This is a genomic window from Streptomyces sp. JL2001, assembly GCF_050917515.1.
GTDB lineage: Bacteria > Actinomycetota > Actinomycetes > Streptomycetales > Streptomycetaceae > Streptomyces.
Genome location: NZ_CP169421.1, coordinates 3,068,624 through 3,090,100 on the forward strand (window position 1 = coordinate 3,068,624; position 21,477 = coordinate 3,090,100).

Here is a 21,477-nt window from a genome sequence, read left to right on the forward strand (position 1 = left end):
GCGAAGCGGCGGAACCGATTCCCTCCGATGACGCGTCTTGGGGGGCGTGCAGCGTCAAGGTTCGGGCGGCAGCGCCGCCGTGGTCGTACGCGTGGCGGGGTTCGCCCTCCTCCTCGCGCATCTGCTGCTCGTCGCCTGGGTGGCGCTCCGCCCACTCGACGTGGCCTGGGTGACGGCGCCGAACCTGACACCCCTGGCCGGCATCAAGGCGGATCTGGCCCTGGGCCCGGCCGAGGCGGCCCGGCGGATCGGCGAGGGACTGCTGCTCCTGGCCCCGCTCGGGGTGCTCCTGCCGATGGCCGACGGGCGGCTCCACGTGTCGCCGTGGGCCTCGCTGGCCCGGACCGCGGCGGCGGGGGCGCTGGTGTCCCTGGCGGTCGAACTGCTGCAGACCGCCGTACCGGGACAGGTCGTCGACATCGACTCGCTGCTGCTGAACACCGCCGGGGTGGCGCTGGCCCATCTGTTCGTGGTGCCCGCCGGGCGGGCCCGGCTGCGCCGCCGGCGGGACGCGGGCGTCGGCCGCTCCTCCTCGGGGACCAGGCGGGGCAGGGGTTCCGCCCTGCTGCGGGACGAGCACTCTCAGGGACCTACCCCGACGATTCCCAGGGTCGGGATCGCCCCGTAGACCGACGCTTTGTCCCCCGGTGCGCGGCGAGCATGGAGTCATCGGGAGCCCGACGGAGCGGCTCCCGGAGACACCTTCCGAAGGAGCCCACCATGGCCGCACTTGCCCGCCCCCGTGACGGACGCATGATCGGCGGAGTGTGCGCAGCGCTGGCACGGCGCTTCGGCACCTCGGCCACCACCATGCGGGTCATCTTCCTCGTCTCGTGCCTGCTGCCCGGGCCGCAGTTCCTGCTGTACCTGGCGCTGTGGCTGCTGCTGCCGGCGGAGAAGCCGGTGAGCGCGGCCTGGTAGCCGGACCGTACGGCGGACGAGACGCGAGGGGGCGCCCACCCGGTGCGGGTGGGCGCCCCCTCGGGCATGCCGGGGGGCCGTGCTCAGCCGCCGAGCGGAAGGCCGTTCAGCGGCAGGCCACCGAGCAGGCCGCCGACCGGGGTGCTGGCGAGGGGGCCGGAGGCGGCGTCGAGGGGGAGGCTCTGGGTGGCCTGGCCGGCGGCGGCCGGGAGGGTCTTGACGCCCTGGTCGACGCTGGTGCCGACGGCGCCCTGGCCGGCGAGGACGGACTCGGCCGCACCGTCGGGGAGCTCGGTGAGGCCGTCGCCCAGCGGCACGGTCTGGGTGACCAGGCCGAGCGCGTCGGGGGCGGCGGGCAGGGCCGGGGCCGCGGAGGCCGTGCCGGCGGCGGCGGCGGCGAAAGCGGCACCGAGAGCGGCGACACCGAGCTTCTTGGCGGCAGTCTGCTTCATCAGAAAATCATCCTTGGGATCTCGGGAATCGAGCGGGGCGGGGACGCGGGGAATGCAGAGGGGCTCTGCAGACCGGCCGGCGAATGACACTTCCGCAAACACTGCAAAGCGGCCGGGGGTTACGCTCCCCGGCCGCCCCGTTTTCCGCGAAGATCCCTCGGATCAGCCCGCCCGGCGGGAGGAATCGCTGGTCGTGGCGGTCTGCTGGAACAGCCATTCGGACTTCAACTCGGCATATCCGGGCTTGATCACGTCGTTGATCATGGCCAGCCGTTCATCGAAAGGAATGAACGCCGACTTCATCGCATTGACGGTGAACCACGCCATGTCGTCGAGCGTGTAGTCGAACGTCTCGACCAGCAGCTCGAATTCGCGGCTCATGCTGGTCCCGCTCATCAGCCGGTTGTCGGTGTTGACGGTGGCCCGGAAGTGCAGCTTGCGCAGCAGGCCGATGGGGTGCTCGGCATAGGAGGCGGCGGCACCGGTCTGGAGGTTGGAGGTCGGGCACATCTCCAGCGGGATGCGCTTGTCCCGGACGTACGCGGCGAGCCGGCCCAGCTGCACCGACCCGTCGTCCGCCACCTCGATGTCGTCGATGATGCGGACACCGTGGCCGAGCCGGTCGGCGCCGCACCACTGGAGCGCCTGCCAGATCGACGGAAGCCCGAAGGCCTCGCCGGCGTGGATCGTGAAGTGGTTGTTCTCCCGCTTGAGGTACTCGAAGGCGTCGAGGTGGCGGGTGGGCGGGTAGCCGGCCTCGGCGCCCGCGATGTCGAAGCCGACGACTCCGGAGTCACGGTAGGAGTTGGCGAGTTCGGCGATCTCCAGCGCCCGGGCCGCGTGCCGCATCGCGGTCAGCAGGGCGCCGACGCGGATGCGGTGGCCGTTGGCCCTGGCCCGGCGCTCGCCCTCCCGGAAGCCCTCGTTGACGGCCTCGACGACCTCTTCGAGGGTGAGTCCGCCCTCCAGGTGCTGCTCGGGGGCGTAGCGCACCTCCGCGTAGACGACACCGTCCTCGGCGAGGTCGACCGCGCACTCGGCGGCGACGCGGACGAGCGCCTCGCGCGTCTGCATGACGGCGCACGTGTGCGCGAAGGTCTCCAGGTAGCGCTCCAGCGAGCCGGAGTCCGCGGCTTCGCGGAACCAGATGCCGAGCTTGTCGGGCTCGGTCTCGGGGAGTTGGTCGTAGCCCTGGGCGGCCGCGAGTTCGACGATCGTGCCGGGGCGCAGTCCGCCGTCGAGGTGGTCGTGCAGGAGCACCTTCGGGGCACGGCGGATCTGGTCCGCGGTGGGGGCGTTCGGGATCTGGCTCGTCATTTCGGCACTCTAGCGCCTACGCGCGTAGATCGCCCCCTCTCCCTCCACTTGTCGGCAGGGGACGTCGATACGTAACAGTGACCGCACGTACGGATGGCGTACACCTCGGCTTCTGAGACTGTTCCGTCATGGCGTACTACGCACTCGTGGGGACGGCCGGCATCCGGAGATCCCGGACACCCCGGCTCGGACGGCCCGTCGGAATCTCTCCTTCGGTCACGGCGGTGGGCGGGGTGGTGCTGCTGCTGCCGGACGGCGAGGCGGTGTCGGGGCGAGGCCCCTCGGCCCGCGCCCACGCGGCGGCGCTGTCCCTGGGACGGCGGCTGGCCAGGGCCGGGCACACGGAGGGACTGGTCGCCCACGTGGTGCACTACCGCGGGCGGGGCTGGAACGGTGCGGACGCCCAGCCGGCCGCGGACGCCTCCTGGGCGGTGACGGAGGCGGTACGGCGCTACGGCGACGTGCCGATCTGCCTGGTGGGCCACGGGATGGGCGCCCGCGCGGCCCTGCGGGCGGCGGAGGACCCGGCGGTCGACGCCGTCCTCGCCCTGGCCCCCTGGCTGCCGGAGGAGGACGTGGCGGCCGAGCCGGAGCCGGTGCGGCACCTGCTGGGGCGCCGGGTGCTGATCGTGCACGGCACCAACGACGCCCGGACGGATCCGGAGCTGTCGTACCGCCTGGCGGAGCGGGCCAAGAAGTCCAACCGCGACGTCTGCCGCTTCGAGGTCCACTCGGACGGCCACGCGCTGCGCCAGTACCGCGACGAAGTCCACGCGCTGGCCGCCGACTTCGTCCTCGGCTCGCTCTTCGCCCGCCCCTACGCCCGCCCCGTCGCCGACGCCCTGGCGGCCCCTCCGCCGCTCGGGCTGCGGATGCCCCTGGCGGCGGGCTTCGGCAGCGCGCCGGGCCGCTGACGGGGCCGCGCCGGGCCGACCGGACCGGGACGCCCGGGCGGCCGGCGGGGCGGCCCCGGGCCCCGTACGGGGAGTCCGGCGGGTCAGTCCGGCAGCAGGCTGCCCCGCTTGCTCAGCAGGAACTTCTTGAAGGCCGCCACCGGCGCCGTGTCCGGGTGGCCGTCCAGCCAGGCGACGCCGATCTCGCGGACGGCGCGCGGGGCCGTGACGCCGAGTTCCACGACGCCCGGGCGCGGGACGGCCGGCGGGGGCAGCAGGGCGACCCCGAGACCGGCCGCCACCAGGCCGCGCAGGGTCTCGGCCTCCTCGCCCTCGAAGGCGACGCGCGGGGTGAAGCCGGCCTCGGCGCACAGGTCGTCGGTGATGCGGCGCAGACCGTAGCCGGGCTCCAGGGTCACGAAGGTCTCCTCGGCCGCCTCCGCCAGCCGGACGCGCTTGCGCCCGGCGAGCCGGTGGTCGTCCGGGACGACCAGGCGCAGCCGCTGCTCGTCGATGCGGCGGGCCACCAGGTCGGGGGCGTCGGGGACCGGCGAGGTCAGGCAGAGGTCGAGGTCACCGGCCCGCAGTCGCTCGATCATCGCCTCGCCGTAGTTCTGCACGAGGGTGAACCTGACCCGCGGGTGGTCGACCCGGAAGGCGCGGATGAGCCCGGGGACGGTCTCCGAGCCCATGGTGTGCAGGAAGCCGAAGGCGACCCGCCCGGCCGCCGGGTCCGCGTCGGCCCGGACGGAGTCGGCGGCCCGCTCCACCTCCGCGAGCGCCCGCTCCGCCGAACGCAGGAAGGTCCGTCCGGCGGGGGTGAGCGAGACGGTGCGCCCCCGGCGGGCGAAGAGGGAGACGCCCAGGTCCTGTTCGAGCCGGACCATCGCCCGGGAGAGCGTCGACTGCGGCACCCCCATCTCGGCGGCGGCCCTGGTCACGTGTTCGTGGCGGGCCACCGCCGCGAAGTACGCGAGCCGCGGCGCGAGCAGCAGTCCCATGTCTTCTTCGTTACTGTTCGGTGACAGGCGAGCCTGTGACCTGTACTCATGCACCATGGGAACGATTACAGCAGTTCCGTGCATTGGACGCATGAAAGCCGGCGGCCTACGTTCGAGGCATGCCTTCCGCCAGTACCAAGGCGGCCGACACGCACCCGGCCGCCGACACCCGCCTCGCCCCCGGCGCACCCGGCCACCGCCGCATGAGCTTCGCGCTCTTCGCCGCCGGACTGGCCGCCTTCGCCCTCCTCTACTCCACCCAGGCCCTGCTTCCCGCCATCTCGGCGGAGTTCGGCGCCACCGCCTCCGCCGCCTCCTGGACGGTCTCCGCCGCCACCGGCGCGCTGGCGCTGTGCGTGCTGCCGCTGAGCGCGTTCTCGGAGCGTTTCGGCCGACGCACGATGATGACCGCCTCCCTCGCGGTCGCCGTCGCCGTCGGACTGCTCGTTCCGTTCGCGCCGAACCTGGAGTGGCTGGTCGCGCTGCGCGCGGTGCAGGGCGCGGCGCTCGCCGGTCTGCCGGCCTCGGCGATGGCGTTCCTGGCCGAGGAGGTCCGGCCGAAGGCGCTGATCGCCGCGATCGGGCTGTTCGTGGCGGGCAACTCCATCGGCGGCATGAGCGGCCGGATCGTGACCGGCTGGGCGGCGCAGGCATGGGGCTGGCGCGCGGGGCTCCTCGCGGTCGGTCTGACGGCGGCCGTCAGCGCGGTGGTCTTCCGCATGCTGATCCCCAAGGCCCGGCACTTCACGCCCGGTTCGCTCAACCCCAAGGCGCTGGCCTCGGCCGTCCGCACCCATCTCGCCGACCCGCTGCTGCTGCGCCTGTACGTGATCGGCGCGCTGTTCATGACGGTCTTCGGCGCGGTCTACACCGTGATCGGCTACCGGCTCGCCGAGGCGCCGTTCTCCCTCCCGCAGGGCGTGATCGGCTCGGTCTTCCTGGTCTACCTCGTCGGCACGGTCTCCTCCGCCGCCGCGGGCCGGCTGGTCGGCCGGCTCGGCCGCCGCGGGGCGCTCTACCTGGCCGTCGGGACGACGGCGGCCGGACTGTGCCTCTCCCTGGCCGACGCCCTGGTCGCCGTCCTGCTCGGCCTGGTCCTGATCACGGCCGGCTTCTTCGCCGGACACGCGGTCGCCTCCTCCTCGGTGAGCCGCACCGCCAAGACCGGCCGCGCGCAGGCCTCGGCGCTCTACCAGTCCGCGTACTACCTGGGCAGCAGCGCGGGCGGCACGCTCGGCGCGATCGCCTTCCACGCGGGCGGCTGGGCCGGGACGGTCCTGCTGGGTCTGGTGGCGGTCCTCGGCGTCGTGTCGGTCACCCTCTACGGCAGCCACAGCGCGCGGACGGCGGCCCGCGCCGAGGCGGTCCGGCTCCGGGTCCGCGCCTCCTGCTGATTTCCTTCGGGACCCGTACAACCGCACCGCTCCCCCGCTCGTCCTAAGCGATAGGAATCGACGGGGAGTTGGTGATCATGAGAGCCATACGCAAGCGGGCCGGGATCGTCCTCGGCATCACCTCGATGGTGGTGCCGCTGACGGTCGCCCTGGGCGCCGCACCGGCGCAGGCGGCGTCCTGCAACGTGACGACCGGGCCGTACCAGAAGCAGGTCGAGAAGTTCCTCGGCCGCCCGGTGGACGGCCGGCAGTCACGGGCGGACTGTCTGGCCATCCAGTCCTTCCAGCGCAAGCACGGCATCACCCCCACCCAGGGGTTCGCCGGGCCGCTGACCTGGCGGACGATGAACACGATGCTGGCGCAGAAGGCGGCCGGCACGAACCCCAACCGGGCGGGCAAGTGCCCCACCAACCGGGGGCGGATCGCCTGTGTGGACCTGACGCGGCAGCTGAGCTGGATCCAGGACGGCTCCCGCCTCAAGTACGGGCCGGTGCCGGTGCGTACGGGCAAGAACGGCACCGAGACGCGCACGGGGTCGAAGAAGATCTACTGGCGCAGCATCAACCACTGGTCGACGCTCTACCACGTGAGCATGCCGTACTCGCAGTTCTTCGACGGCGGACAGGCCTTCCACTCCACGACCAAGTCCATGTGGAACCCGCCGGGTTCGGGCGGCTGCGTCAACATGCGGCAGGCCGACGCCAAGGCGTACTGGAACCTGCTGCGCAACGGTGACGACGTGTACATCTACGGGCGCAAGCCGGGAACCTGACCCGGACTGTCGGTCCCCTGCGATAGCTTCCCCTCACCGGCACCGGACGGGTGCCGGTGAGGGGCGAGTGGGGTGGACGGATGAGTGACGTCGTGGCGACCAACGACACCGAGGCGCTGGACTCCCGGCTGGAGAAGTACCGCACGGAGCTGACCGGTTACTGCTACCGGATGCTCGGCTCCGCCTTCGAGGCGGAGGACGCCGTCCAGGACACGATGGTGCGGGCCTGGCGGTCCATCGACTCCTTCGAGGGACGCTCGTCCCTGCGCTCCTGGCTCTACCGCATCGCGACCAACGTCTGCCTGGACTCGCTCAACGCGGGCAACCGCAGGGCCCGCCCGATGGACCTGACGGCCGCCACCCCGGTCGCCCAGGCCCAGCTGAACGCGCGGCCGGAGATCACCTGGCTGGAGCCGGTGCCGGACGGGCGGGTCCTGCCGTCCGTCGCCGACCCGGCGGAGACGGCGGTGTCCCGCGAGACCGTGCGGCTGGCGTTCGTGGCGGCGCTGCAGCACCTCCCGCCCAAGCAGCGGGCGGTACTGATCCTGCGCGAGGTGCTGGCCTGGAAGGCGAGCGAGGTGGCCGAACTGCTCGGCTCCACCGTCGCCTCGGTCAACAGCGCGCTCCAGCGCGCGCGGGCGACGCTCGCCGAGAACGAACCGACGGCCTCGGACACCGTGGACCCGCTGGACGAGGACCAGAAGGAGCTCCTGGAGCGCTACGTCGCCGCCTTCGAGGGCTACGACATGAAGGCGCTGACCGCCCTCCTCCACGAGGACGCGACGATGTCCATGCCGCCGTACGACCTGTGGCTGCGCGGCCACGACGACATCGTCGGATGGATGCTCGGCGTCGGCGAGGTCTGCTCGGGCTCGAAGCTGGTGCCGACCGTGGCGAACGGCTCGCCGGCCTTCGCGCAGTACCACCCGGACCCGGACGGCGGGTACTCCCCGTGGGCGCTGATCGTCCTGGAGCTGTCGGACGGGAGGATCGGCGAGATGACGTTCTTCCTGGACACCAAGCGCTGGTTCCCGCTGTTCGGCCTGCCGGAGCGGCTGGAGGCCTGATCAGAGCAGCTCCTCCGCCAGCCCGACCAGGTCGAGGAGGCGCGTCAGCTCCGGTCCGGCGCCCTGGTACCGGAGCCGGTGGCCGAGGCGTCCGGCGGCCAGTCTCAGACGGGCCAGGGCGTCGACGGCGGCGAGGTCGGCGGACGTGAGGGCGCCGACCTCGCAGACGACGTCCCGCCCGGGCGGGACGTCCGCCAGCTCGGCGCAGAGCCGGGGCACGTCGTCTGGGGTGACGCGTCCGGCGAGGGTGAGAACGATCGGTCGAGTGGTGTCCACGTCAGGAAGACCCCCACCGCGGCCGGAACTCATCGCGCCGCGCCCGCGGCCGTGCGGGGCCGGTGGGATCCACCGCCCCCGCACGGCCGCGGGGCCGCCCTTACGCGATGCGGTCGAGGACGATCGGGTTCGCCGTGAACGCCGTGCCCGCGGGGGACACGTCCCACGCGCCCTCCAGGGACTTCAGCGCGTAGTCGAACTTCTCCGGGGTGTCCGTGTGCAGGGTCAGCAGCGGCTGGCCCGCGGTGACCGTGTCGCCGGGCTTGGCGTGCAGCTCGACGCCCGCGCCCGCCTGGACCGGGTCCTCCTTGCGGGCGCGGCCGGCGCCGAGGCGCCAGGCGGCGATGCCGATGTCGTACGCGTCCAGGCGGGTGAGGACGCCCGAGGACGTGGCCGTCACGACGTGCTGCTCGCGGGCGACCGGGAGGGTCGCGTCCGGGTCGCCGCCCTGGGCCGCGATCATGCGGCGCCACACGTCCATCGCCGAGCCGTCGGCCAGCGCCTTCGCCGGGTCCGCGTCCTTGATGCCGGCCGCGTCGAGCATCTCGCGCGCGAGCGCGACGGTCAGCTCGACGACGTCCGCCGGGCCGCCGCCCGCCAGCACCTCGACGGACTCCCGCACCTCGAGCGCGTTGCCCGCCGTGAGGCCGAGCGGGGTCGACATGTCGGTGAGCAGGGCCACGGTCCGCACGCCGCTGTCGGTGCCGAGGCCGACCATGGTGGAGGCGAGCTCGCGCGCGTCCTCGACGGTCTTCATGAACGCGCCGGTGCCGACCTTCACGTCCAGGACGAGCGAGCCGGTGCCCTCGGCGATCTTCTTCGACATGATCGAGGAGGCGATCAGCGGGATCGCCTCGACCGTGCCGGTGACGTCGCGCAGCGCGTAGAGCTTCTTGTCCGCCGGGGCGAGTCCGTCACCCGCCGCGCAGATCACCGCGCCGGTGGTGTCCAGCACGTGCAGCATCTCCTCGTTGGAGAGCAGCGCCCGCCAGCCGGGGATCGACTCCAGCTTGTCCAGCGTGCCGCCGGTGTGGCCGAGACCCCGGCCGGACAGCTGCGGCACGGCCGCGCCGCAGGCGGCGACGAGCGGGGCCAGCGGGAGGGTGATCTTGTCGCCGACGCCACCGGTGGAGTGCTTGTCCGCGGTGGGACGGGACAGCGAGGAGAAGTCCATCCGCTCGCCCGACGCGATCATCGCGGCGGTCCAGCGGGCGATCTCGCCGCGGTTCATGCCGTTCAGCAGGATCGCCATGGCCAGGGCCGACATCTGCTCGTCGGCGACCTCGCCGCGGGTGTAGGCGTCGATGACCCAGTCGATCTGCTCCGGGCTCAGCTCACCCTTGTCCCGCTTGGTACGGATGACGGAGATGACGTCCATGTGGTGCCTCTTTCTACGCGCATAGAAGGGGGGAAAGGAGGAGCGGCCCTCCCATCGTGCCGGAAGGGCCGCTCTCGGGTCTTACCTGGCGAGGTGTCCGGGGCCGAACGCCTGCGGGAGCATCTCGGCCAGCGTCAGCCGCCCGGCCGGGGTCTCCAGGACGAGCGCGGGGCCGCCGAACTCGTACAGCAGCTGCCGGCAGCGCCCGCAGGGCACCAGCGTCTCGCCCTTGCCGTCCACGCACACGAAGTGCGTCAGCCGGCCGCCACCGGTCGCATGGAGCTGCGAGACCAGCCCGCACTCCGCGCACAGGCCGAGGCCGTACGAGGCGTTCTCGACGTTGCAGCCGGTGACGGTGCGCCCGTCGTCCACCCGCGCGGCCACGCCGACCGGGTAGCCCGAGTACGGGGCGTACGCCCGGGACATCGCGTCCCGGGCCGCCTCGCGCAGGGCGTCCCAGTCCGCCTCGGTCACGGGCGTGGTCACTTGCCCTCGCCCTTGCGGTAGCGCATGCCGTCCGCCTTGGGCATCCGCAGACGCTGCGCGGAGAGCGACAGCACCAGCAGGGTCACCACGTACGGGGTCGCGCTGACGAACTCGACCGGGACCGTCTCGGTACCGAGGTACCAGATGAAGACGCCGACGCCGATGACGATGGCGATCGAGGAGGTGATCCAGCGCTTCTTGTACGCCTTCCACGCGGCGATGGCCACGAGCGCGGCGAACAGCAGCAGGAGCAGCGCGTGCACGGAGTCACCGCCGCTGCGCAGCTGGAGCGCGTCGGCGAAGCCGAACAGGCCCGCGCCCATCGCCAGACCGCCCGGCCGCCAGTTGCCGAAGATCATCGCCGCGAGGCCGATGTAGCCGCGGCCACCGGTCTGGCCCTCGTTGTAGATGTGCGAGGTGACCAGCGACAGGAAGGCGCCGCCGAGACCGGCCAGGCCGCCGGAGACGATCACGGCGATGTACTTGTACTTGTAGACGTTGACGCCGAGGGACTCGGCGGCGATCGGGTTCTCGCCGCACGAGCGCAGGCGCAGACCGAACGCGGTCTTCCACAGCACGAAGAACGTACCGATCACCAGCAGGACGGCGATGATCGTGACCACCGAGACGTTGGTGACCAGGCCGCCGAGGATGCCGGCGATGTCCGAGACCAGGAACCAGTGGTGCTTCTCGATGTCGGCCAGCCAGTCGGACAGGCCCGGGACCGTGACCGAGGTGATCTCCTCGGCCGGCGGTGACTGCTTGGGGCTGCCGCCCTTCGCCGCCGCCTCACCGCTGTTGAACCACAGCTTGGCGAAGTAGGTGGTGAAGCCGACCGCCAGGATGTTGATCGCGATACCGGAGATGATGTGGTCGACACCGAAGGTGACGGTGGCGACCGCGTGCAGCAGACCGCCGAGCATGCCGCCCAGGACGCCGGCGAGGATGCCGAGCCACGGGCTGGTCTGCCAGCCGGCCCAGGCACCGAAGAAGGTGCCCAGGATCATCATGCCTTCGAGGCCGATGTTGACCACGCCCGCGCGCTCGGCCCACAGACCGCCGAGACCGGCGAGGCCGATCGGCACGGCGAGCGAGAGCGCGGCGCCGATCTGGCCGGCCGAGGTGAGGTCCTGCGCGCCGGTGATGGCGCGGACGGCGGAGAGGGCGAGGAGCCCGCCCGCCACGATCAGCAGGATCCAGGGCAGGGAGAGGCGGGTGCGGCCGCCCTTGCCGCCGGCCGCACCGGGCGCGGCGGGCGGCGGGGTGGAAGTCGCCGTGGCGCTCACGCCGACACCTCCGTCGTGTTGTTGGAACGGGCCTGGGCCGCGAGCTTCTCGCCGACCTGACGCTGCTGACGCTTGAGGCCGTAGCGCCGGACGACTTCGTAGGCGATGACGACGCAGAGGACGATGACGCCCTGCATGACGCCGACGATCTCCCGGTCGTAGTCCTCGAACTCCAGCTGCTGGCCGCCACGCTCCAGGAAGGCCCAGAGGATCGCGGAGAGCGCGATGCCGATCGGGTGGTTGCGGCCGAGCAGGGCGATCGCGATACCGGTGAATCCGATGCCGACGGGGAAGCCGCCGCCGTACTCGTACGATTCGTTGAGCAGCGTCGGCATACCGATCAGACCGGCCATGCCGCCGGAGATCAGCATGGAGGTGACGACCATCTTCTTGACGTTGACACCGCTGGCCGCGGCGGCCGTGTCGGACTGGCCGACGGTGCGCAGGTCGAAGCCGAAGCGGGTGCGGGAGAGCGTGAACCAGTACGCGACGCCCGCGATGGCCGCGACGACGACGAAGCCGTAGATCGGGGTCGGCGTGGTCGGGAACTCGAAGAAGTGCGAGGACTCCGGGAGCGCGCTCGTGGCGACCTCGGTGCCGGCCGCGTCCAGGTGGCCGAGGCGGCCGGGCTGCAGCAGGTAGCCGATGATCGCGGTCGCGATGAAGTTCAGCATGATCGTGGAGACGACCTCGCTGACACCGCGGGTGGTCTTCAGGACACCGGCGATGCCCGCCCACATGGCGCCGACGATCATCGCGGTGATGATGATCAGCGGGATCTGGACGATGCCCGGCAGGGTCAGCGCGCCACCGACGGCGGCGGCGAAGAAGGCCGCGAGACGGTACTGGCCGTCGACACCGATGTTGAACAGGTTCATGCGGAAGCCGATGGCCACCGCGATGCCCGCCAGGTAGTACGTCGTCGCCTTGTTGATGATGTAGACCTGGCTGTCCGACTTGATGCCGTAGTCGAACATGATGCCGAAGGCGCTGAACGGCTCCTTGCCGGTGGCCGCGAGCACCAGGGCGGTGATCAGGAAGGCGGCGACGATCGCGAGCAGCGGTGCCGCGATGCCGAGGAGCAGCCGCTCCTTGTCGAACTTCTTCATCGGGCCTCGTCCTCCGGGCCGTCGGTGCCCTCAGGGCTCTCGGGGTGCTCAAGGTGGCCGGCGGCGGCGCCGGTCATGGCCGAGCCCAGCTCCTCCGGGGTGATGGTCGCCGGGTCGGCGTCCGCGACGAGCCGGCCGCGGTACATGACGCGCAGGGTGTCGGAGAGGCCGATCAGCTCGTCCAGGTCGGCGGAGATCAGCAGGACCGCCAGGCCCTCCCGTCGCGCCGTGCGGATCTGGTCCCAGATCTGCGCCTGCGCGCCGACGTCCACGCCACGGGTGGGGTGCGCGGCGATCAGCAGCTTGGGGTCGTGGCTCATCTCGCGGCCGACGATCAGCTTCTGCTGGTTTCCGCCGGAGAGGGAGGCCGCGGTGACCTCGATGCCCGGGGTACGGACGTCGTACTCGCGGACGATCCGCTCGGTGTCCTTGCGGGCGGCCTTGAGGTCGAGGACGGCGCCCTTGGAGTTGGGCTTCTCGGTGACGTGGCCGAGGATGCGGTTCTCCCAGAGGGGGGCCTCCAGGAGCAGACCGTGCCGGTGGCGGTCCTCGGGGATGCAGCCGATGCCGCCCTCGCGCCGCTTGCGCGTCGGGGCGGACGAGATGTCGGCGCCGTCGAGGGTCACGACACCCCGGTCGGCGTTGCGCATGCCCATGATCGTGTCGACGAGCTCGGACTGGCCGTTGCCCTCGACACCGGCGATGCCGAGCACCTCGCCCTTGTGGATGGTGAAGGTGATGCCGCCGAGGACCGCGCGGACCACGCCGTCGGGGTCGACGGCGCTGAGCGACAGGTCCTGGACCGTCAGCATCGGCACGTCCGTGACCGTCGACTCGCGGGTCTCCGGCGAGGGCAGCTCGGCGCCCACCATCAGCTCGGCGAGCTGCTTGGTGGTGGTGTGCTTCGGGTCGGCGGTGCCGACCGTGGTGCCGCGCCGGATGACGGTGATCTCGTCGGCGACCGAAAGGACCTCACCCAGCTTGTGCGAGATGAAGATGACGGTCAGGCCCTCGGCCTTGAGCTCGCGCAGGTTGTCGAAGAGCGCGTCGACCTCCTGCGGGACGAGCACGGCGGTCGGCTCGTCGAGGATCAGGGTGCGGGCACCGCGGTAGAGGACCTTGAGGATCTCCACGCGCTGACGGTCGGCCACACCGAGGTCCTCCATGAGGGCGTTCGGGCGGATACCGAGGCCGTAGGCGTCGGAGATCTCCTTGATCTTGGCGCGGGCCTTGTCGCCGATCCCGTACAGCTTCTCGGAGCCGAGGACGACGTTCTCGAGGACCGTGAGGTTGTCCGCCAGCATGAAGTGCTGGTGCACCATGCCGACACCGCGGGTGATGGCATCGCCCGGGCTGTTGAACGTCACCAGCTCGCCGTCGACCGTGATGGTGCCCTCGTCCGGCTTCTGCATGCCGTACAGGATCTTCATCAGGGTCGACTTGCCCGCGCCGTTCTCGCCCACGAGGGCGTGCACGGTGCCGCGGCGCACGGTGATGTCGATGTCGTGATTGGCCACGACTCCGGGGAAACGCTTGGTGATGCCGCGGAGTTCTACGGCGTTGGGACTGCTGGGGCTGGAGGCTTTGATGACGCACTCTCCTAGGCAGGGAGCGTGAGGAGGGGATGAGGCGGTGCGCAGGCGCTGTCGGTGGCGAAAAATACCCTGTACGGCGCACGCTACGCGCGTAGCATTTCGAAAATCGTTCAACTGCCCGCGGGCAGACGCGTGAAGGGGGCCCGGAGTGTCGGCCGAAGCCGCTCTCCGGGCCCCTGTCCGACGGAGGTCAGAGGGTCGTGTTGACCTTGATCTGGCCGTCGATGATCTTCTTCTTGGCCTCGTCCAGCTTGGCCTGGATGTCGTCGAGGTGGCCACCGGTGGTGGTCAGGGAGACACCGTTCTCAGCCAGCGAGTAGACGTGCGTGCCGGTCGCCGGCTTGCCGTCCTCGACGGACTTGATGAGCTCGAAGACACCCGTGTCGACGTTCTTGACCATCGAGGTCAGGATCGAGCCGGCGTACTTGGACAGGGCCGGGTCCTTGGCCTGGTCCGAGTCGACGCCGATCGCCCAGGTGCCCGGCTTGGCGGCGACGGCCTCGATGGCACCGGCACCGGAGCCGCCCGCGGCGGCGTAGATGACGTCGATGCCCTTGTCGAGCATGCCCTTGGCGGCGGCCTTGCCCTTGTCCGGGGCGCCGAAGCCGGAGAAGTCCGTGCCGGTGGACAGGTACTGGACGGTGACCGAGGCGTCCGGCTTGGTGTCCTTGACGCCCTGCTGGAAGCCGGCGGCGAACTTCTTGATCAGCGGGGTGTCGACACCGCCGATGAAGCCGATCTTGCCGTCCTTGGACTTCAGCGCGGCGGCGACACCGGCGAGGTACGAGCCCTGCTCCTCGGTGAAGACGATCGAGTCGACGTTCTTCACGTCGGAGACCGAGTCGACGAGGCCGAAGGTGGTCTTCGGGAACTTCGCGGCGACCTTGTCGATGGCGTCCTTGTAGGCGAAGCCGACACCGATGACCGGGTTGAAGCCACCCTCGGCGAGGGAGGTGAGGCGCTGCTCACGGTCGGCCGGGGTCTCACCGGTCTTGGCGGTGAGCTCCTTGGTCTCGACACCGAGGTCGGCCTTGGCCTTGTCGAGGCCACGGGCGGCGGAGTCGTTGAACGAGTTGTCGCCACGGCCACCGACGTCGTACGCCATGCCGACCTTGATGTTGTCCGAGTCGGATCCGGACTCGGTGGACGACTCACCACAAGCGGTGGCGGTGAGCGCGAGGGCCGCGGTCGCGATGGACGCGGAAACGATCTTGGATACCCGGCGCAAGAGGAGGGTCCCTTCGAGACTGACCGAAAGCGCCTCTTCCGGCGCTGGTTTCGCGGCGATCGTAACGCGCGTAGATGTCAGTTAAAGACCCGTTCATGAGTCGTTATCGGATCGTCGCGAACCAGCCAGAGCGACGATCCGCGGCGTCCGGCCCCGCAGAGCCGGTTATACACCCGCGCACGGGCGTTCGAGGGCGGTACGGGCGGGGACACGCGGACCGCTGGTCCGGACGGGCGACCCCGCCCCGCGGCGGTCACGGGGCGGCCCCGGAACCCGACACGGGCCCGTCGCGGACCCGGGCTCGGCTTTCCGGGGCCGTCCTGCTCAGCGTGTCGGCGCGGCGTCCAGCAGGGCCGCGGCGGTGAAGAGCTCCACTCCGACCTCGATGGCGTGCTCGTCGACGTCGAAGTCCCCGCAGTGCAGGTCCCGGCGCGTCGTGTCGCCCGGGACCCGGACGCCCAGGCGGGCCATGGCGCCCGGGACGTGCTCGAGGTACCAGGAGAAGTCCTCGCCGCCCAGGCTCTGCTCGGTGTCCTCGATCGCATACGGTCCGCGCCGGGCCGTCATCGCGTCGCGGAGCAGTTCGGTGATCACCGGGTCGTTGACGACCGGCGGCACCCCGCGGACGTAGTTGACCGTCGACTTGGCGTGGTGCAGGGCCGCGACCTCGTCGATCGCGGCGTGCACCAGGTCGGGGGCGTCCCGCCAGCCGGGCAGGTCGAGGCAGCGGACCGTGCCGGACAGCTCGGCGTGCTGGGGGATGACGTTGCAGGCGTGGCCCGCCTCGATCCGGCCCCAGGTGACGGCGAGGCCGGAGCGGGCGTCCACCCGGCGGGCGAGGAGGGCGGGGACGTCGACGGCCACCCGGGCGGCGGCCGTGACCAGGTCCGTGGTCAGGTGCGGGCGGGCCGTGTGGCCGCCGGGCCCGTCCAGGGTGACCTCCAGCCGGTCGCAGGCGGAGGTGATGGGACCGGGGCGCAGCCCGATCCGCCCGGCGTCCACCTTCGGGTCGCAGTGCACGGCGATGATCCGGCCGACACCGTCCAGCACGCCGGACTCGATGGCGTCGGTGGCGCCACCGGGCAGCACCTCCTCGGCGGGCTGGAAGATCAGCCGCACCGCGTTGGGGAGCAGGCCCTGACGGTCGAGTGCGGCGAGGACCAGGCCGGCACCCAGGACGGTCGTGGTGTGGACGTCGTGGCCGCAGGCGTGCGCGCGGTTGGGCACGGTGGAGCGGTACGCGACGGTCTTGACGTCGGGAATGGGCAGGGCGTCGATGTCGGCCCGGATCGCCAGCATGGGCCGCAGGCCGTCCCAGGTGCCGATGTCACAGAGAAGTCCGGTGCCCGTCGCGAGTACCTCGGGCGCGAGTCCGGCCGCCTCCAGGCGGGCCTTGAGCGCTGCGGTGGTACGGAACTCCTGGTTGCCGAGCTCGGGGTGCATGTGCATGTCCCTGCGGAACGCGATCAGTTCGGCACGCAGGGTCGTGGACAGCTTTCCGGGCAGGACGACGGAGTCGGGCTCGCGGGACTTCAACTGGTTCACCTTTTGAAGGGTAGGCCCCCAGAGAGATCAACTGCCCGTTGATCACGAAAAGTTCAGCCCGATAGGGGAAAGAAAGTCGGTTCACGAGGCATGACGACCATCCCTTGTGGGTAAGCTCACCCGAATTCGAGCCGTTCGACCGAGGGCCCGGCACACGCCGTGAGCCGGTCGACCTCGTGGGCCGCCGTGCCCGCGACGCCCGACAGGAAGCCCTGCGCGCGCGCCGAGACGTTCTCCCGCAGCCACTCCGGCGCGATCGCGCACACGGCCACCTTCACGCCCGTGTCCGCGAGGGCGAGCGGCAGGGTGTGCACGACGGTGGAGGGGAAGCTCACGACGGTACGGCCGATCGGGCCGCGCCGGGCGATCAGCTCCAGCGGCAGGTCCGGGCGCACGATCTCCAGGCCCGTCTCGACGGCGATCCGGTGCAGCTTGTCGGTGCTCTCCCGGCGGTGGGCGAAGTAGCGGGTGGCGCCGTGGGCACCGGCCAGGCCGGCGACCGCCCGGACGTACCGGTCGGGGTCGACGACACCCGTCTCGACCAGCGAGGTCCCCACCAGGTCGGCGCCGCGCGTCAGGCGGGGCGGACCGAAGCGGGCCCGGGTCCAGGCGAAGGTGTGCGGGGTGACGGTGGTGCCCTCGGGCGGGTCGACCGGCAGCGAGGTGAAGATCTCGACCGTGCGGCGGCGGCCGGGGGCGAGCCTGCGCCGGGCGAGGGCGGAGACCGGGGCGAGCACGAGCTCGCGCGGGCCGAGGCCGCCGCGCCGGTGCCAGCGCACCAGGCGCTCGCCCCGGGCCAGCTGGGCGGCGAACTCCATGGTGGCGGTGCCGTCGTCCACGACCGTCAGGTGCTTCGGGCCGAACAGGGTCAGCAGCAGCTGCACGTAGCGGGAGAACGGGTCCCCCACGATGATCCGCTCGGCCGCCCGCAGCAGCGGCGCGAGGTCACGCAGGGTCCGCGGCAGCGAGCCGCGTCCGCCCCGCGCCTCCTGCCAGCGCACGGTGAGGCCCTCGTCCCGGGCCAGCTGCGCCATCCGGCGCAGCTGGCCGCGCGACATGGGGTCGGTCGGCGAGAGCACGACGACGGTGAGGTCCCCGGCGGCCGGGGAGCCGCCGGCCGTACGGCCCGGGTCGCCGGACCGCTCCGGCCCCGGCCGGCCGGCCGCGGTACGGGACGGGGTGCGCGGCCCCGGCACCGCGGCGAGCACGCCCGGGGCGGCGCCGGACGGTCCCGGGGCGACGGAGGTGCCGGCGGCACCCGTGACCTGGGCGTGGGCCCATTCCAGGACGTTCAGGAGCTGGACCGGGCTCTCGACGAACGCCAGCCGGCCGGTCATGCGGCGACGAGGCCCTGGACCCGGCGGAGCTTCTTCATCGGGCCGAGCTCGGAGTCGTAGACCTTCTTGACCCCGTCGCCGAGCGCGGCCTCGATCGTGCGGATGTCGCGGACCAGACGCTGCAGGCCCTGCGGCTCGACGGAGGCGGCCTGGTCGGAGCCCCACATCGCGCGGTCGAGGGTGATGTGCCGCTCGACGAAGGTGGCGCCCAGGGCGACCGCGGCCAGCGTGGTCTGGAGGCCGGTCTCGTGGCCGGAGTAGCCGATCGGGACGTTCGGGTACTCCTCCTTGAGCGTGTCGATCACCCGGAGGTTGAGCTCCTCGGCCTTGGCGGGGTAGGTCGACGTGGCGTGGCACAGCAGGATGTTGTCGCTGCCCAGCACCTCGACGGCGTGCCGGATCTGCTTCGGGGTCGACATGCCCGTCGACAGGATCACCGTGCGGCCGGTGGCGCGCAGCGCGCGGAGCAGCTCGTCGTCGGTCAGCGAGGCCGAGGCGACCTTGTGGGCCGGCACGTCGAACTTCTCCAGGAAGGCGACGGCCTCGGTGTCCCACGGGGAGGCGAACCAGTCGATGCCGCGCTCGCGGCAGTGCTCGTCGATGGCGCGGTACTCGTCCTCGCCGAACTCGACGCGGTGGCGGTAGTCGATGTACGTCATGCGGCCCCACGGGGTGTCCCGCTCGACGTCCCACTGGTCGCGCGGGGTGCAGATCTCCGGCGTGCGCTTCTGGAACTTCACCGCGTCGCAGCCGGCGTCGGCGGCGACGTCGACGAGCGCGAGGGCGTTGTCCAGGTCGCCGTTGTGGTTGATCCCGATCTCGCCGGTGACGTAGACGGAGTGGCCGGGGCCGGCGGTCTTGTTGCCGAGGGTGCGGATGCGGGTGCTCATGGGGGTGCCGTTCCTTAGGAGTCGGTGGTGTGGAGTTCGGGGCCGAGAAGCCAGGCGGCGATCTCGCGGATGGCTCCGGAGCCGCCGGGGGTGACGGTGACCGCACGGGCGGCGGCCCGTACGGAGTCGTGGGCGCTGCCCACCGCGACGGGCCAGCCGACGAGGTGGAAGCAGGGCAGGTCGTTGACGTCGTTGCCGGCGTAGAGAACGCGCTGGGGGTCGATCCGCTGCTCCTCGCACCACTGCTTGAGGGCGAGGTCCTTGCGGTCGACGCCGTGCAGGACGGGGATCCGGAGCTTGCGCGCGCGGGCGGCGACGACCGGGTTCTGCTCGGTGGACAGGATCAGGAGCGGGACACCGGCGCGGCGCAGGGCGGCGATGCCGAGGCCGTCGCCGCGGTGGACGGAGACGAACTCGCGTCCGTCGGCGTCGATGTGGACCCGGTCGTCGGTCTGGGTGCCGTCGAAGTCCAGGACGATCGCGTCGACGTCGTCGAGGCGGGGCGTGGCCGGGGTGTCGAGCAGGGGCGCGAGCGCCCGGGCGCGGGCGAGGTCGTGCGGGTCGTCGACCTCCAGGACCCGGGCGGGGTCCGTGACGACGAGCGCGGTGCGCCCGAAGAACCGGTGCCGGTGGGTGCGGAAGCCCTCGGCGTCCATCGCGTAGACGGCGCCGGTCTCCAGGTACTCGGGCTCCCGGTCCTGGCGGCGGGGGCGGTGCGCCCTGTCGTGGTTGACGCCGGTGGCGCCGCCCTCGGCCTCCCGCCAGAGGAAGCCGTGGCTCGGGGCGACGGTGAGGGCCGTGGCGGCCTCGCCCGAGAGGATGCGCCCGACGGCGCCGTTCACCTCGTCCGGGGTGAGGAAGGGGCTGGTGCACTGGACCAGGAGGACCACGTCGACCGTGCGGCCGTGGGTGGCCTCGAAGGCGTCCATCGCGTGCAGCACCGCCGACTCGCTGGTGGCGGTGTCGCCGGCGAGGGCGGCCGGCCGGCGCACGGCCTCGGCGCCGGCCGCGCGGGCGGCCGTCGCGATCTCCGCGTCGTCCGTGGAGACGACGACGTCGGTGACCAGCCGGGCACCGCGGCAGGCGTGCACGGTGCGGGCGACGAGCGGGAGCCCGGCCACCGGGGCCAGGTTCTTGGCGGGCACGCCCTTGGAGCCTCCCCTGGCGGGGATCACGGCGAGCACGGTGGGGGCGGCGGTCATCAGAGTTCTCCCAGGCGGCGGATGACGGGGGCGACGCGCTGCACGCCGTGGCGGTAGGCGCCCCGGGCCGCCTCGCGGACGATCCGCCGCAGTCCGCCGGGGCGGGTTTCCGGCGCGTCGACGTCGAGGCGGTGGCGGGCGAGGATCCCGGGCAGGTAGCCGGGGGCCGTGTCCGCCGTGTAGTAGGGCGAGACCGGGGGCAGCACCGGGCGGGCGAGCAGTTCGGCGACCCGCTCCCGGGCGGCGTCGAAGGCGGACGCGTACGCGTCTCCCCCCGCGGCGACGCCCTGGCGGTCGAGCCACTCCTCGTCCGGCTTCGGGCGGACGTCGGCGTCGAGCCGCTCGAAGGAGGTCAGCAGCCCCGAGCCGACGAAGTGGTGGTTGCCGAGCACCTCGCGTACCCCGAGGTCGGTGAGGACGGCGGTGGGGACGCGCCGGTGCAGCGCTTCGAGCGCGGCCGTCGAGGAGACGGTGACCAGCAGGTCCGTACGGTCCAGGACCTCGCCCATGTGTCCGTACACGAGGCGGAAGTTGGGCGGGGCGGCGAGATCGCGCACCAGCCGCTGGTACGGCAGCTCCTCCAGGTGCGTGGTGTGCTCGCCGGGCTTGGAGCGGAGCTTGAGGAGCACCTCGCGCCCCGGGTGCTGCCGGGCGTGGCCGATGAGGCGGCGCAGCAGGTAGACGCGCTCGGCGCGGGTCGCCGGGACCGAGGGCTGGGCGGCGAAGACGAGGGTGTCCCGGCCCTCCTCGGGGGCGTAGGGGGCACCGCCGAGGAAGGGCAGCGCGGCCTCGACGACGGCGGAGGCGTCGGCGCCCACCCCCTCGTACACCGCGCGGAACCGCTCCGCGTCGTGCCGGGAGTTGGCGAGGACGACGTCCGCGCCGTGGCGCAGCAGCAGCCCGTCGGCGAGCTTCTCGTAGACGACGCCGACGTAACCGGTGACGACCACCGGCCTTCTTTCCAGGGCGAGTTCGGACAGGCCCTGCAGGACGGCGCGGACGGTGCCGCCGACGAGGGCGAGGACGACGACGTCGTATCCCTCCCCGCGGGCCGCCGCGTCGCGCACCTCGCGGAGGAACTCCGCCCCGGTCACCTCGCGCGGGGGCGTCGTGGACACCCCGGTCTCGGCGAGCTGGCGTGCGGTGGGGGTGGCGCGGCCCCGCAGGACGAATCCCGCGGGCTCGGCGGCCACGATGCGGCGAGCGGTGAGCGCGCCCCATTTCCACCGGGTGTCGGAATCGGCGAGTACGGCGACGCGCACCGCCTGTTCGGTACTTGCTGGCACGTCGAGGACGCTAGAGAGGCATTCCGGTTCTCGGCCCAACT

At 72.1% G+C, this 21,477-nt stretch carries 21 protein-coding genes; 6 read left to right on the forward strand and 15 right to left on the reverse strand.

The features are described from left to right. Positions 1-46: 46 nt before the first annotated feature. Positions 47-628 (forward strand): VanZ family protein, encoded by a 582-nt coding sequence (locus ACE1OA_RS13405; RefSeq protein WP_356599358.1) that lies wholly within the window; start codon positions 47-49, stop codon positions 626-628. Positions 629-720: 92 nt separating this feature from the next. Further along, on the forward strand, positions 721-921 hold the full coding sequence (locus ACE1OA_RS13410; protein WP_356599360.1) for a PspC domain-containing protein: 201 nt from the start codon (positions 721-723) through the stop codon (positions 919-921). Between the two features lie 83 nt (positions 922-1,004). Here the strand turns inward: ACE1OA_RS13410 and ACE1OA_RS13415 are convergent, their stop codons facing one another. Beyond that, positions 1,005-1,373: a hypothetical protein gene (locus ACE1OA_RS13415; protein WP_147980905.1), complete on the reverse strand. Its 369-nt coding sequence runs from the start codon at positions 1,371-1,373 to the stop codon at positions 1,005-1,007. A 162-nt stretch (positions 1,374-1,535) separates the two neighbouring features. Continuing rightward, positions 1,536-2,690, reverse strand: coding sequence for an adenosine deaminase (locus tag ACE1OA_RS13420; RefSeq protein ID WP_356599363.1), 1,155 nt, complete (start codon positions 2,688-2,690; stop codon positions 1,536-1,538). A 128-nt stretch (positions 2,691-2,818) separates the two neighbouring features. Between ACE1OA_RS13420 and ACE1OA_RS13425 the strand changes: the two genes are divergently transcribed. Next, entirely contained in the window at positions 2,819-3,604 is a 786-nt protein-coding gene (locus ACE1OA_RS13425) for a dienelactone hydrolase family protein (protein WP_356599365.1), read from the forward strand. 83 nt (positions 3,605-3,687) lie between these two features. Here ACE1OA_RS13425 and ACE1OA_RS13430 read toward each other — a convergent pair whose 3' ends face one another. After that, the gene (locus ACE1OA_RS13430; RefSeq protein WP_147980903.1) at positions 3,688-4,641 is read right to left on the reverse strand and encodes a LysR family transcriptional regulator; all 954 of its coding nucleotides are present in this window, start codon (positions 4,639-4,641) and stop codon (positions 3,688-3,690) included. 62 nt (positions 4,642-4,703) lie between these two features. On the opposite strand from ACE1OA_RS13430, the gene ACE1OA_RS13435 reads away from it, so the two are divergent. From ACE1OA_RS13435 to ACE1OA_RS13445, 3 genes are all read left to right on the forward strand, one after another. Then, positions 4,704-5,978, forward strand: a complete 1,275-nt coding sequence (locus ACE1OA_RS13435; protein ID WP_432752828.1) for an MFS transporter — start codon at positions 4,704-4,706, stop codon at positions 5,976-5,978. 77 nt (positions 5,979-6,055) lie between these two features. Further along, on the forward strand, positions 6,056-6,751 hold the full coding sequence (locus ACE1OA_RS13440; protein ID WP_384868287.1) for a L,D-transpeptidase family protein: 696 nt from the start codon (positions 6,056-6,058) through the stop codon (positions 6,749-6,751). An 80-nt stretch (positions 6,752-6,831) separates the two neighbouring features. Further along, the gene (locus tag ACE1OA_RS13445; RefSeq protein WP_356599371.1) at positions 6,832-7,818 is read left to right on the forward strand and encodes a sigma-70 family RNA polymerase sigma factor; all 987 of its coding nucleotides are present in this window, start codon (positions 6,832-6,834) and stop codon (positions 7,816-7,818) included. Here ACE1OA_RS13445 and ACE1OA_RS13450 read toward each other — a convergent pair whose 3' ends face one another. The 12 genes from ACE1OA_RS13450 to ACE1OA_RS13505 all read right to left on the reverse strand — a co-directional run bounded on the left by ACE1OA_RS13450 (position 7,819) and on the right by ACE1OA_RS13505 (position 21,436). Continuing rightward, positions 7,819-8,094 carry an STAS domain-containing protein gene (locus tag ACE1OA_RS13450; RefSeq protein ID WP_356599373.1) on the reverse strand — a complete coding sequence of 92 codons (276 nt, stop codon included), beginning with the start codon at positions 8,092-8,094 and terminating at the stop codon, positions 7,819-7,821. It lies immediately after the preceding gene. A 100-nt stretch (positions 8,095-8,194) separates the two neighbouring features. Next, the gene (locus ACE1OA_RS13455; protein ID WP_432752829.1) at positions 8,195-9,472 is read right to left on the reverse strand and encodes a thymidine phosphorylase; all 1,278 of its coding nucleotides are present in this window, start codon (positions 9,470-9,472) and stop codon (positions 8,195-8,197) included. Between the two features lie 81 nt (positions 9,473-9,553). Then, entirely contained in the window at positions 9,554-9,958 is a 405-nt protein-coding gene (locus ACE1OA_RS13460; RefSeq protein WP_356599377.1) for a cytidine deaminase, read from the reverse strand. Then, positions 9,955-11,244 (reverse strand): ABC transporter permease, encoded by a 1,290-nt coding sequence (locus tag ACE1OA_RS13465; RefSeq protein WP_356599379.1) that lies wholly within the window; start codon positions 11,242-11,244, stop codon positions 9,955-9,957. Before ACE1OA_RS13465 ends, ACE1OA_RS13460 begins: the two co-directional genes overlap by 4 nt. Then, positions 11,241-12,353 (reverse strand): ABC transporter permease, encoded by a 1,113-nt coding sequence (locus tag ACE1OA_RS13470; protein WP_356599381.1) that lies wholly within the window; start codon positions 12,351-12,353, stop codon positions 11,241-11,243. Before ACE1OA_RS13470 ends, ACE1OA_RS13465 begins: the two co-directional genes overlap by 4 nt. Then, a complete protein-coding gene (locus ACE1OA_RS13475) occupies positions 12,350-13,993 on the reverse strand; it encodes an ABC transporter ATP-binding protein (RefSeq protein WP_386544631.1) in 1,644 nt (547 codons plus the stop codon). The genes ACE1OA_RS13470 and ACE1OA_RS13475 overlap by 4 nt, the downstream gene beginning before the upstream one ends. A 145-nt stretch (positions 13,994-14,138) precedes the next feature. Further along, a complete protein-coding gene (locus tag ACE1OA_RS13480; RefSeq protein ID WP_356599383.1) occupies positions 14,139-15,176 on the reverse strand; it encodes a BMP family lipoprotein in 1,038 nt (345 codons plus the stop codon). A gap of 324 nt (positions 15,177-15,500) precedes the next feature. After that, on the reverse strand, positions 15,501-16,721 hold the full coding sequence (locus ACE1OA_RS13485; RefSeq protein WP_432752830.1) for an amidohydrolase: 1,221 nt from the start codon (positions 16,719-16,721) through the stop codon (positions 15,501-15,503). A gap of 116 nt (positions 16,722-16,837) precedes the next feature. Continuing rightward, positions 16,838-18,058, reverse strand: coding sequence for a hypothetical protein (locus tag ACE1OA_RS13490; protein WP_432752831.1), 1,221 nt, complete (start codon positions 18,056-18,058; stop codon positions 16,838-16,840). Beyond that, entirely contained in the window at positions 18,055-18,948 is an 894-nt protein-coding gene (locus ACE1OA_RS13495) for an N-acetylneuraminate synthase family protein (RefSeq protein ID WP_432752832.1), read from the reverse strand. The genes ACE1OA_RS13490 and ACE1OA_RS13495 overlap by 4 nt, the downstream gene beginning before the upstream one ends. A 14-nt stretch (positions 18,949-18,962) precedes the next feature. Further along, entirely contained in the window at positions 18,963-20,150 is a 1,188-nt protein-coding gene (locus ACE1OA_RS13500; RefSeq protein ID WP_432752833.1) for a cytidylyltransferase domain-containing protein, read from the reverse strand. Further along, the gene (locus ACE1OA_RS13505; protein WP_356777982.1) at positions 20,150-21,436 is read right to left on the reverse strand and encodes a DUF6716 putative glycosyltransferase; all 1,287 of its coding nucleotides are present in this window, start codon (positions 21,434-21,436) and stop codon (positions 20,150-20,152) included. Before ACE1OA_RS13505 ends, ACE1OA_RS13500 begins: the two co-directional genes overlap by 1 nt. Positions 21,437-21,477 lie beyond the last annotated feature (41 nt).